10 protein-coding genes and 1 pseudogene are annotated in these 12,342 nt (G+C 38.1%); 1 reads left to right on the top strand and 10 read right to left on the bottom strand.

Annotation, left to right across the window (positions count from 1 at the left end; genetic code table 11):
* Positions 1-21: 21 nt before the first annotated feature.
* The 10 genes and pseudogenes from JDW14_01335 to JDW14_01290 all read right to left on the bottom strand — a co-directional run bounded on the left by JDW14_01335 (position 22) and on the right by JDW14_01290 (position 11,601).
* Complete coding sequence (locus JDW14_01335) at positions 22-210, bottom strand: 50S ribosomal protein L28 (GenBank protein QQD65792.1); 189 nt, start codon at positions 208-210, stop codon at positions 22-24.
* Positions 211-351: 141 nt separating this feature from the next.
* Positions 352-1,014 (bottom strand): thiamine diphosphokinase, encoded by a 663-nt coding sequence (locus JDW14_01330; GenBank protein ID QQD65791.1) that lies wholly within the window; start codon positions 1,012-1,014, stop codon positions 352-354.
* Between the two features lie 5 nt (positions 1,015-1,019).
* On the bottom strand, positions 1,020-1,670 hold the full coding sequence (locus JDW14_01325; GenBank protein QQD65790.1) for a ribulose-phosphate 3-epimerase: 651 nt from the start codon (positions 1,668-1,670) through the stop codon (positions 1,020-1,022).
* A 22-nt stretch (positions 1,671-1,692) separates the two neighbouring features.
* Entirely contained in the window at positions 1,693-2,619 is a 927-nt protein-coding gene (rsgA, locus tag JDW14_01320) for a ribosome small subunit-dependent GTPase A (protein ID QQD65789.1), read from the bottom strand.
* Positions 2,620-2,782: 163 nt separating this feature from the next.
* Complete coding sequence (gene pknB, locus JDW14_01315; protein ID QQD65788.1) at positions 2,783-4,768, bottom strand: Stk1 family PASTA domain-containing Ser/Thr kinase; 1,986 nt, start codon at positions 4,766-4,768, stop codon at positions 2,783-2,785.
* Positions 4,765-5,517, bottom strand: coding sequence for a Stp1/IreP family PP2C-type Ser/Thr phosphatase (locus tag JDW14_01310; GenBank protein ID QQD65787.1), 753 nt, complete (start codon positions 5,515-5,517; stop codon positions 4,765-4,767). Before JDW14_01310 ends, pknB begins: the two co-directional genes overlap by 4 nt.
* Before the next feature lie 37 nt (positions 5,518-5,554).
* A complete protein-coding gene (rsmB, locus tag JDW14_01305) occupies positions 5,555-6,928 on the bottom strand; it encodes a 16S rRNA (cytosine(967)-C(5))-methyltransferase RsmB (protein QQD65786.1) in 1,374 nt (457 codons plus the stop codon).
* Positions 6,918-7,880: pseudogene (locus JDW14_01300) on the bottom strand (methionyl-tRNA formyltransferase). Before JDW14_01300 ends, rsmB begins: the two are co-directional and overlap by 11 nt.
* A 27-nt stretch (positions 7,881-7,907) precedes the next feature.
* The gene (gene priA, locus JDW14_01295) at positions 7,908-10,325 is read right to left on the bottom strand and encodes a primosomal protein N' (GenBank protein ID QQD65785.1); all 2,418 of its coding nucleotides are present in this window, start codon (positions 10,323-10,325) and stop codon (positions 7,908-7,910) included.
* Positions 10,326-10,671: 346 nt separating this feature from the next.
* The gene (locus JDW14_01290) at positions 10,672-11,601 is read right to left on the bottom strand and encodes a dihydroorotate oxidase (GenBank protein ID QQD66468.1); all 930 of its coding nucleotides are present in this window, start codon (positions 11,599-11,601) and stop codon (positions 10,672-10,674) included.
* Between the two features lie 398 nt (positions 11,602-11,999).
* Here JDW14_01290 and JDW14_01285 point away from each other — a divergent pair, with 398 nt between their 5' ends.
* On the top strand, positions 12,000-12,314 hold the full coding sequence (locus tag JDW14_01285) for a hypothetical protein (GenBank protein QQD65784.1): 315 nt from the start codon (positions 12,000-12,002) through the stop codon (positions 12,312-12,314).
* Positions 12,315-12,342 lie beyond the last annotated feature (28 nt).

Here is a 12,342-nt window from a genome sequence, read left to right as displayed (position 1 = left end):
ACAGTTCAAATAGTCATTTAATTAAACACGTTCGATTTTACCTGATTTTAAAGCACGAGCAGAAACCCAAACTTTTTTAGGCTCGCCATCAATCATTACACGAACTTTTTGTAAATTAGCGCCGAAACGACGTTTGCTATAATTCATTGCGTGTGAACGGTTATTACCTGATCTTGCTTTACGACCAGTGAAGTAACATACTTTAGCCATCGTAATTCCTCCTTTATTTTGCAGGAGCATTTGTCTCTGCTTTTTTCATACCTTACAAATTTACCACAGATTAAGTGTAAAGGCAAGATACTTTACACTTTTTTTATTAGACTATCAATTTTTTTCGCAAAAAAACATTGCTTAGTGGTCATCTGCAACAAACCACACTGTCATAATTCCTTTTTCAAACGACAACGTAACAATCGATTGCTCCAGTAAAAATTCATTACTAATCAACGAACGTGGCTCATCAAAGTCCGTTGCTGGTAAAACGTATTTTGCCCCCTCAATCTTCAGCTGCTGAACCGGTGTGTGCGAAACAATTGATAAATAACGATAATCCAACTCATTTTTTATCTGATGAACACCTGGTAAATAAACACACATCTCATGATTCGACTCAATCCAACGAATACGTTCGATAACAGAGGCAAAGCGTGAATCGTGCACAAACCAAGTATTCGCAATCAAATGGTCGACACGTCCCTTACCACTTAATCCACCAAATATATGAATACTTTCCACTTCAGGAAACTGCTCAACAACATACATCAGTGCAAGCTGTAAATCCGTATCATCTTTTTCAGCATTAAAGCGAAACAATTGTCTTGCTCTATTTTGAACCAGCTCAAATTCTTCTGACGATACCGAATCAAAGTCCCCAAAAGCCACATCTAAAGGCAAGTCTGAATTTACTAAATTTAGTGCCCCTCTATCGACCCCAATCCAAAAATCATACTGTTCTCTCACAACTTTAACAAATGCTGGTTGCGGCCCACCGGCACAAATGAGTACTCGTTTCATATTAATTATGCCTCAATTTGTCTGAGTGCTTGCATCGCTTGTAGTCGATTATCTGCATTAAATAAGTATGAACCTGCTACTAACACATCTGCTCCGGCAGCAACACATCGCTTACCTGTTTCATGATTAATACCACCGTCAACTTCAATTTCAAACTGATAGCCTTTTTCTTTACGAATCGCAGCTAATTGTGCAATTTTTTCTACTGTCGATTCAATAAATGTTTGACCACCAAAACCTGGATTAACCGTCATCACCAAGACTAATTCCACTTCCGATAAAACAGCCTCCAACTGAGCCACTGATGTTCCTGGATTGATAACGACACCGGCTCTTTTGCCTAATTGATGAATTTGTTGAATCACTCGATATAAATGATTAGTCGCCTCCACATGAACGCTAATAATATCAGCACCGGCTTGGGCAACCGATTCAATATAGCGTTCTGGCTGCTGAACCATCATGTGTACATCAAATACTAACTCCGTATGTGGACGCAACCATTGATATACCATTGGACCAAACGAAATATTTTGTACAAAATTGCCGTCCATAATATCAATATGTAAGTAATCAGCACCTAATTGTTCCATTTCTTTTATTTCTGTTAATAATCCAGTAAAATCTGCACTCAACATTGATGGTGCTATTTTCATTTGTATTCTCCTCCAACGTCCATTATTTTTTCTTGCGATAAATTGGTTTTCTTTGTTCTATTTTTTCTAATATTTGGCAGTAATTTTGATACCTCGAAACAGCAATCTCATTTAAATCCACTGCCTGCTTAACTGCACAATTCGGCTCATTTATATGCAGACAACCTCTAAAACGGCAATGCTGACTTTGCTGCCAAATTTCAGGAAAATATTCGCCTAATTGTTCTTTTTCCACTTCCGGAAATTCAATAGCACTAAAACCAGGTGTATCAGCTAACAAGCCGTCATTCCATGGATACAGGGTCACTTCACGTGTTGTGTGTCGTCCACGATTCAAATAATCACTAATCTCAGCCGTTTGAATATCACTATTTGGCAACAACTGATTTAAAAGGGTTGATTTTCCTACTCCTGATTGTCCCATTACAATATAAATACCTGACTCGACATGACCAGCTAATTGCTCGATAAACTGATTACTTTCTTCTTTAACAAGCACAGGATACTTGGCGGTACGGTAAACTTGTCTAATATCATTGATTAAATCATCAGCTGCTTCTTGACCTCGTTTTTCAACCAAAACATCTTTTTTTGTCAAAATGATATACGGTGAAATGTGATTTGACTCCAATGACACTAAAAAATGGTCTAGCAAATTATACGAAAAATCCGGCTCAACTAGTGACATGACGACTAGCGCATAATCGACATTCGCAACGGGTGGACGCACAAGCGAATTTTTTCGTGGCAATATTTTAATAATACGGCTTTCTGATTTTTCATCTTCAATATCTACTTCAAATTCCACTTCATCACCCACTAATGGTTTAATTTGTTGGTGACGAAAATTCCCTCGTGGTTTCGTTGCAAAAGACTCCTCTTGCGACCAAACATAATAAAAACCACTAATTGCTTGATAAATCAATCCTTTTCTTACTTCTTTACTCAAGGAATGCTCCTTTCTTTACAGGTAATACTTTCTCTATATCACAATCTGTCATCTACTTTTAGATACTCTAAAAGGTGGGTGAAGTTCGATTTAACTATCTAACTTCATCGCCACCTCGACTAGTAATACTTAAATTACACTAATGTATCCGTCAAAAACTCACTTATTCCGGATAAACAGAATTACTTTCTAGAAATACTTCTCCGTCACGCACAATACGATATTGTCCAACACCATTGTTTGCAATATACAATAACAATTGAATCGGAACATCTTCTGTAATTTCAAAGCTACGATTAATCGTATTAATGCTATTGCGTGTATCTCCAATATAGATATCAATTCGATTTGGTAAAGGTTTTTCCATATTCGTATCATCTTCTGCATAACGCGGTAAATATTCCACTGTAATATTTTCTCGCACTGGAACAATGACTTCTTCTTCGACCCCTTTTGAAACGACAACAGAGATGACATCTCCTGCAACTAATGTCGTTCCATTAGCCGGGCTTTGACTAATCACTTGCCCCTCAGGTACATAATTATCAAATTCATAACTTACATCAACACTCAAGCCATACTCTTCTGCAAATTTTTCAACCATAGCTAATGGTAAATTATCAAAATTCTGCATTGTAACCGAATCTGACATTTGCCCAACCGTAAACGTAATCGTTGTGTCCGACGGCACAACTTTCGAACCTGCTTTAACGCTTTGGGCTAAAATGACACCGACTTGATTAGGGTCTGTTGTCGCCATTCCACGTCTATCCACAATAAAATTCGCATCTGTTAATTGTTGACGAATCGGTTCATACCGTTGCCCCACATAATCCCCTAGTTCAACTTGTTCTTTACCATTACTCACGATTAATTGAACTTTACTATTTTTTGCCACACGTGAATTAGCTTCTGGTTTTGTTTCAATCGCCGTTCCTTGGGATAAACTGTTATTCCATTGGTGAACTACGCTGTCCACTTCTATATTATTTTCTTTTAACAACGCTTCTGCATCTGCCTGACTTAAATTATAAACCTCTGGCACAACAACAAATCGTGTAGTTTGAGCATACACATAATAAGCACCTAAAGCCACTACAATCAGCATGAGTATTCCTACTAACCAACGAATAAAACGATAATTTTTACGCACTGGCTCCATCGGAGCTACTTCATCAAAGTTTTGATAATAAGATTCTTCTAACGCTTCAGGTGCCTCAATTTGCTCATCTAGCACCATTTTAGCTGACGTAATCGGTTTGATTGGTTTTAACACCACCGTATCACCTAAATTACTCGGTACAAACACCTTTTCATTCATGCGATTAGCACTCAAACTAGTGACTAAGTCTTGGTGCATCTCTTCAACTGATTCATAACGGTCTGCTGGATTTTTTGCAGTCGCACGTAAGACAACATTTTCCAAACTTTGTGGGACATAATCCATTGAATCTTTTACACGTGGGAAAGTTTCTTGAAAATGTTTCAATGCAATCGATACCGCTGATTCTCCATTGAAAGGCACTGAACCTGTTATCAATTCATATAATACAACACCCAAAGCATAAATATCTGATTTAGTTGTAGCATTACTTCCCCGAGCTTGTTCTGGTGATAAATAATGCACAGAACCTAATAAAGTATTCGTCTGTGTAATACTCGTATCCGATAACGCAATCGCAATCCCAAAATCCGTAATTTTCACTTCATTTTGGTCAGTAATCAAAATATTTTGCGGTTTAATATCACGGTGAATAATACGATTTTTATGTGCCACTTCAATCGCTGACAAAATTTGACTCATAATCGATACCGTTAATTCTAACGATAAAGGTGCATGTTGTTGGATATAAGATTTCAAATCCGTTCCTTTAACATACTCCATTACAATATATTGTTGTTGATCCGTTTCATCGACATCGTATACTTCAACAATATTGTGATGCAGCAATTGACTTGCAGACATCGCTTCACGTTGAAAACGGCGAATCGCATCTTGATTATCTTGAAAGTCAAAACGAAGTACTTTCACTGCCACATCTCGATTTAAAATTAAATCATGGGCTAAAAACACATTCGCCATACCACCTTGGCCAATTACGTCAGTAATTCGGTAACGTCCAGATAGCTTTTCTCCAATCTCTATCATGATGCCACCTCCGTCACGTCAAGGTCAGATGCCACAATAACTGTTATATTATCAGTTCCCCCTGCATCATTTGCTGCTTGAATTAATTTGTCCGGAAAATCATCATCATTGCGAAACACTTTAAACATTTCCAATAAGGTATCGTTATCTACCATATTTGTTAAGCCGTCAGAACATAATAATAGCACCTCAACATCGGACAATGAGAGCACTGTTAAATCCGTTCCCACCGTTTGAGTGCCACCAATCGATTGTGTCACCACATTACGCTGAGGATGCAACTGTCCTTCTTCTTTCGTAATCTCTCCTGATTTAATTAAGACATTTATTAGCGAATGGTCTTCTGTCACTTGTGTCAACGCATCTTTGGCAAAAACATATGCTCTACTATCACCCACATGCGCAACTACTAAATGTCCGTCCACAACCATCGCTACAACTAACGTTGTGCCCATACCACCTAATTGACTATGACGAATCGATTCTTGATAAATGTATTCATTAACGGCAGTAATTTGTTCCATTAACCATGTTTGAATCGAAGTTAATGTAAATTTTTCTGCAGAATTTTTAAACCGCTCTCCTAAAAATTCAGTTGTCTTTAAACTTGCTACATCACCAGCTTGATGTCCACCAACACCGTCACACAACACGAATAACACTTGATTATGTTGGTTTTTAAAATAATCGGCATAGTCTTGGTTAGAACTCCGTCGACGACCGATATTGGAGTGAACTTTAATCTTCATTCTGTCACCTCACACTGATTTTTCAATTTTATATTCATTATGACGCCTTTTTTAAACGACAAATAAAGAAACCGTCTGTGCCAAATTGATGTGGTAAAATTTCAACCTGTCCCTGTCCATTGATTAATTCTGACGGAAGATTATCGGTCTCATCAATTCGATCTATTTCAAAATCTGCATGATTCATTAAAAATTTATCGATTTGCTGAGCATTTTCCAATGGTGCAATTGTACAGGTACTATATATCAAAGTTCCACCTGGTTTTAGCAACGTTGCTACATGGTCTAACAAACGATTTTGAATAGCTGCTAACTCAACAATATCTGCTGCAAATTTTTCATATTTAATTTCAGGTTTACGTCTCATCAACCCTAAACCTGAACACGGCGCATCTAAATATATTGTATCATATAATTCACCTGGTTCGGGGAAAAATTTTTCAGCATCAGTACAAAAAGTACGCACTCGATGACTTAAACCCATTCGCACTAAATGTTGCTCGACTTTTTTCAATTTTGCTGCCGATAAATCCAATGCAGTCAAATGCCCACCTTGATTCAATAATTGTGCAATATGGGTAGCTTTACCTCCTGGCGCCGAACAAGCATCGAGCACCTTTTCATTACCGTTCAAGCGACCAAGTGGTACTACTAACATACTCGATTCATCTTGAACTGTAATCGTTCCTGCTTGATAACTATTTGTATCCACCACATTACCTTTTGCTACACGTAAGCCAAATGGTGATAATTCGCTCACTGTCGTATCAACCATTTCTTGTGATAACTGTTGCTGAATGCGTTCACGTTCCTCCGGCTGTCCATTTATACGAATCGACAAATACGGATTATCCAACAAGCTCGCCAATAGTAACTCGACTACTTGCTCATCTCCACCTAACCATTCTAATAGAGAAGTCACTAACCATTGTGGCATACTATACGCTACACTTAAATACTCCGCATAATTTGATTGTTTTTCTGGTAATTCACGCAATGACACACGTAAAAACTGACGTAATACCGCATTAACAAATTTTCCTAGTCCGTCATGCCCATTAGTTTTCGCTATTTTCACTGCTTCATTTACAATCGCATGTTGTGGAATACGATCTAAATAAACGATTTGATAAATACTCAAACGTAATAAACTTTCCACCCATGAATCAATTTTTTTACCGCGAATAAAGGGTTCTAAATAATAATTTAAAGTCAAACGTCGTTGAATCACACCATAGACAAGCTGAACACATAAACGCTGGTCTTTATCCGATAAAGTAGTATCCGACAAAAAACGGTCAATGAGCACATTAGAATATTCTGCCTCATATTCCACTTGATGCAAAATAACAAGTGCTTGCCAACGAGCCGATTGTGATAACTGTTGCTCACTTCGTTTTTTAATTTTCATCAGGCTGAACTCCTAAGCGTTGTCCGATTAAACTATCCACATCGACTCCATTCAAAAATGTTGGAACGTCCATACGCTTTTTACCACTTGGTTGCAGTGATTCAATCGCATAGATACCCTCACCGCATTGAACCAATAATTGTTCCTCATTCACTGCAACAATCGTTCCCACAGTCGCTTGCTCTAGCCCTTGTTACTCAACCGGTCGTCCTGCCCATATTTTTAATCGCTGATTATTCCACCAAGTATAAGTCGACGGAATCGGTCGAAAGGCACGCACATGATTATGTACGGCTTGTGCAGATGTCTGCCAATCAATTTGTTCTTGTTCTTTGGAAATCGTTGGCGAATACGTCACAAGTGTTGCATCTTGTGGTTGCGATGTAATCGTACCAGCGAATAATGGTGGCAAAGTATCTAACAATAAGTCTCGACCGATAATCGCTAAACGCTCGAATAAATCAGCGACATCTTCATGCTCGCCAATCGGTGTAGCTTGTTGTGCCAGCACATCACCAGCGTCCATTTCACGTTCCATATACATAATGGAAACACCGGTTTCTTTTTCACCTTGCCAAATAGCATAGTGAATCGGTGCACCCCCACGATATTTCGGTAATAGAGATGCGTGAACATTAATTGCTGGAAAACGAAATCCTTTCAACAACTTAGTTGGGACAAACTGCCCATACGCAGCCGTCACAATAATATCAGCATCTAATGTTAATAATTCTGCCATTTCCGGTGAGCCACTTAATTTTTCCGGCTGATACACTGGAATATCGTTTTCTACGGCAACCTCTTTAACTGGGGACGTCGTAATCACTCGCTTACGTCCAACTGGACGGTCTGGTTGCGTCACAACTGCTAAGACATTATATCCTTTTGATAAAATCCCTTTTAAAACAGTCGCTGAAAACTGCGGTGTTCCCATAAAAATAATGTTTTGCATGCTAAAACTGCTCCTTTAAGTAAACTTCTAAATAAAATGATAGGGTTCGTGGTCTACCGTCACATATAGCCCCTGTTGTGCCTCCGCTTGTGATGACTGCACCAACTGATTAATCGCTGATTGAATTAATTGCTTATCCTTATACTTTAACAGTAATTGGTAATAATACACTTCATTAATTCGTGCAATTCCCCCACGAGTTGGCCCTAATATTAATAATTCTTTTGTTTGTTCTAATACTGGTTGACTGAGTTGTTGTTTAATCTCATGAATTTTACGTTCTGCCTTACCAGCATTTTTACTAGAAACGGTAATAAGCGTCGTAAAATAATAAGGTGGATAATTACCGATATGACGGCGTTTCATCTCATATTGGAAAAAGCGTTCATAATCATGTTGTGTCACCAACTGCATCACATAATGTTCCGGATTATACGTTTGTATGAATACTTCTCCTGCTAATGCACCACGACCAGTACGTCCAGCCACTTGCGTCAATAATTGAAAAGTCTTTTCCCCTGCACGAAAATCAGGAATATTTAACGCCGTATCGGCATTAATCACACCGACAACCGTTACATTTTCAAAATCTAACCCCTTAGCAATCATTTGTGTTCCTAATAATATATCTGCTTTTCGTTGCCCAAACTGTTGTAAAATCCGTTCATGGTCACCTTTACGTCGCGTTGTATCATTATCCATTCGTAAAATACGTGCCTGCGGCAATAAAGATTGTAATACTTCTTCAATTTTTTGCGTACCAGACCCTTGCAAGCGTAAATGCTGACTTTGACACGCTGGGCACTGGTACGGCACTGATTGTTGATAGTCACAGTAATGGCATTTCATCGAATGTTCGTGTTTATGATACGTCAACGAAATATCACAACGTGGACACTGAATCACATGTCCGCATTCACGACATTGTAAATAGGACGCATAGCCTCGTCGATTCAATAATAGAACTACTTGATGTTGTTGTTCAATCGCCATTTTCATTTTATCGAGTAATAAAGGCGATATTTCGGTCATCGTTTCTTGCCCTAACACTTTGGTCATATCAATCAATGTAACAGACGGCAAATTAGAAAAATTCGCACGTTCACTCATTTTAATCAATTGATACCGACCGACTTGGGCGCGTGCTCGGCTTTCTAAAGACGGAGTGGCACTTCCTAACACAACAGGACAGCCATGATACTGACTACGCCAAATCGCTACATCTCTAGCATGATAGCGTGGATTGTCCGACTGCTTATACGTCGTTTCGTGTTCTTCATCAATAATTAAAATACCTAAATTTTTTAATGGGGCAAATACCGATGAACGAGCTCCAACGACAATCGTTGCTTCACCTTTAATAATACGTTGCCACTCATCATATTTTTCACTCGTAGACAGACCCGAGTGTAATACTGCCACACCAGTTTGGAAACGTCCCATTACACGCTCGACCATTTGTGGCGTCAACGCAATCTCCGGTACTAATAATAATGCTGATTTCCCTTGTTGGCGTGCAGCTGCCATTAATTGCAAATACACTTCCGTCTTACCACTACCGGTTACACCCTCCAATAAAAATGTGGTAGCCGTTCGTTGTTGAATCATCGGTGCGACTGCATCAAATGCTGCTTGTTGAACAGGTCGCAATGTTCGTTGCTCGGTTGGTTCAAAATGTCGATTGGCCAATGGATTACGATAAACTTCTCGTTCCATTTTTTTTATCCACTGATTATCCACTGCCGTTCGCATAATAGCTGCCGTTACGGTAGTAGCAGCTTGTATTTGTGCAGCACTCAACTCACCTTGCTCTGTTTGTTCGCTCAAAAATTGTAATAATTCTCGCTGCTTAGTTGCACTTTTTCGTGTCGTTTCAAGCAACTCAAGATATTGCTGACTTGAATGCGTTAATTGATAATAATATTCCTTTTTCGTGCTCTTCTTATCTTGCACTCGATACACTAATTGAATCGCACCACTATCAATCAAGATACGAATTTGTTTCAGTGATAAGGCTGCGTCTAATACTTCTCGTGATATTTCACGTTTTTCTCCAAACACTGCCTTTGCTTCCGGTGAAAGTAATGAATCTTCTAATACAGTAAACACTGTTTCGTATTTGACTTTCAATAAATTAGGTAACATCGCCTGTAACACAACGATACGAAATGACTGTAAATGTTCAGCTAAGTAATGACTCAATTCAATTAATTCTTCATTGAGATATGACTGATAATCTAGCAATTGCGTAATTGGCTTTACTGCACCTGAAAAGTCTGTTTCTTTAGAAAAACCAACGACAAAGCCTAATAACTGTCGTGAACCAAAAGGCACTTGTACCCGCATTCCTAATGTGATAATCTCTTCCCACTCTTCAGGAATTGCATAGTCAAACTCACGATTTACTTGTGCAACTGGAATATCAACAATAACTTTCGCAAACATTTACTCACCTCTATTCTGGCTCCAATGAGTTGAAATGGCGTCCACTTCGCATAGAGCTTGAAGTGCTACCTCACTTCTACGCCCTCTGCTCCAGTGGTCCATTTCATAACACTCATTGTCACACTATATTATTCTGGTTCACTCTGGTTGGCTTGACGTCCACTTCAGAAGTCACTTCTGTGCGTTTCTCGCACTCCAGTGCTTCAAGCTCGAGCACCTTCGCCATACTATATTCTATTATATGCTATCACAATTTCTAAGTTAAATACACAAGAAAGTTACCTTTAACATAACCTAATCAATTTTTGGACTGTTTTATCATTTATTTTCAAAATCAGATAATAGTTTAAATATAATTCACTTTGCCACGAAACATATCAAAGGAATGAACATTATTCCGAGTCATTTCATCTTGTAGTTCTCGTCGTAATCGTTGAAATACAGATACACCTTCTTGATGCAAAGCCGTACCGACCTGTACTAGATGAGCACCGCATAAAATATGTTCATACACATCTCGACCACACGTTACCCCACCAGTGCCAATAATTTTAATATCAGGATTAAGTCGTTGATAAAAAGCATGCACATTAGCTAAAGCCGTCGGCTTAATGATAGAGCCACCAATGCCTCCGAATCCATTTTTAGGGTGTATTGCCATACTATTCCCATTTATAACAATACCATTTCCTAGACTATTAATACTATTAATGAATGTTAAGGGATATTGGTTTAAAATTTCTGCCATTTGATCGAAATGTGCAATATCAAAATATGGTGGTAGTTTAACACCTATCGGCGAATGATATTGCGAAAAAGTAGTGTACAATAGCCGATCGGTCTGTTCAAAATCATAACCAATTTGTGGTTTCCCTGACACATTAGGGCAAGATAAATTTAATTCCACTAGACCAAGGAAGTTAGATTCAGAAATACATTGCAGTAAAACAGGTAATTCTTTCGGATGTAACGGTGCTATAGATAGGAAACGTTTAGCTTGTAGTTCTTTTGATTCGCTAAATAAAAAGTCTAAATAATACGAGATTCCATGATTCGGAAGTCCCATTGAATTAATACTATTCGTCGCAAAATCGAAGTACCGTGGCTGAAGATTACCCTCCCTTGATTCTAGCGTTGCTGTTTTAGTAACAAAAGTTGTAGCACCAGATTGTGCGACTTGCATTAATTCTTCACTTGTCATACACATAACACCTGCAGCATTCATTACACAGTGGTCAAATGTACGACCAGCAATTTTAACAGTTGTATCCATTATTATTTCCTCCTAAACCTAAAAACTTAACTCACTCGATTCCACTTTGAACAACAATTCACAATTAACCGCCATGCTTAACATCAAATCAAAATAACCAGCCACAAACTATGTGACTGGTCGTAAAATAGTAAGATACAACAAAAAAATAGTTTATATATTGCATCTTTAGTATTATTGATTTTACGATACTTCCATGTCTCACAGTACATGATTAAAGCATTTAAATAGCAGTTCGAATTACAGTGCGTGCACCCACACTATATCCTAGTATAGAATATCACAATTTCTTATTGAAATATACAAGAAAGTCACTTTTCTCATTAGCTATTTAAGATAGCGTGTTCCAAAAATAAAGCCTATAATAAAGCTAAAGATAAAACAAATAGGGGGGCGTTACCATGTCAGACGAACAACAAGCTTTACGAAAATTAAAACATCTAAATCAATATTCACTTTTATTATTAGCAATAAGTTTCCTATTTTTTGCAGTCATCTTTTTCTTTGATGTTTCTGCACCCAATCCATGGTTTTCAATATTGAGCATCTCTGCTTTCACCTGTATGATTATCGGCATTGGAATCAGTGGCATACAAGGGATTCTTGCCATAAAAGCCGTCCGCAAATATAAAAGCGAGCAATTCAAGCTGTACCGTTACCCTATCATGATGATTATCGGGCTGATTTTTTATCTAGTCCTTTCTTTTATTAAATAATAATTCAACACAACAAAACGTCATGATA

It is taken from the genome of Aerococcaceae bacterium zg-252, from assembly GCA_016237705.1.
Taxonomy (GTDB): domain Bacteria; phylum Bacillota; class Bacilli; order Lactobacillales; family Aerococcaceae; genus Globicatella; species Globicatella yangjingiae.
The sequence above is the reverse complement of the archived record's forward strand: the minus strand, read 5'-3'. Positions and strand labels throughout refer to the sequence as shown.

Bases quoted from the DNA above. Each gene is read 5' to 3' on its own strand.
- JDW14_01335 (QQD65792.1), bottom strand. From the start codon at position 210: ATGGCTAAAGTATGTTACTTCACTGGTCGTAAAGCAAGATCAGGTAAT.
- JDW14_01330 (QQD65791.1), bottom strand. From the start codon at position 1,014: ATGAAACGAGTACTCATTTGTGCCGGTGGGCCGCAACCAGCATTTGTT.
- JDW14_01325 (QQD65790.1), bottom strand. From the start codon at position 1,670: ATGAAAATAGCACCATCAATGTTGAGTGCAGATTTTACTGGATTATTA.
- pknB (QQD65788.1), bottom strand. From the start codon at position 4,768: ATGATAGAGATTGGAGAAAAGCTATCTGGACGTTACCGAATTACTGAC.
- JDW14_01310 (QQD65787.1), bottom strand. From the start codon at position 5,517: ATGAAGATTAAAGTTCACTCCAATATCGGTCGTCGACGGAGTTCTAAC.
- rsmB (QQD65786.1), bottom strand. From the start codon at position 6,928: ATGAAAATTAAAAAACGAAGTGAGCAACAGTTATCACAATCGGCTCGT.
- priA (QQD65785.1), bottom strand. From the start codon at position 10,325: ATGTTTGCGAAAGTTATTGTTGATATTCCAGTTGCACAAGTAAATCGT.
- JDW14_01285 (QQD65784.1), top strand. From the start codon at position 12,000: ATGTCAGACGAACAACAAGCTTTACGAAAATTAAAACATCTAAATCAA.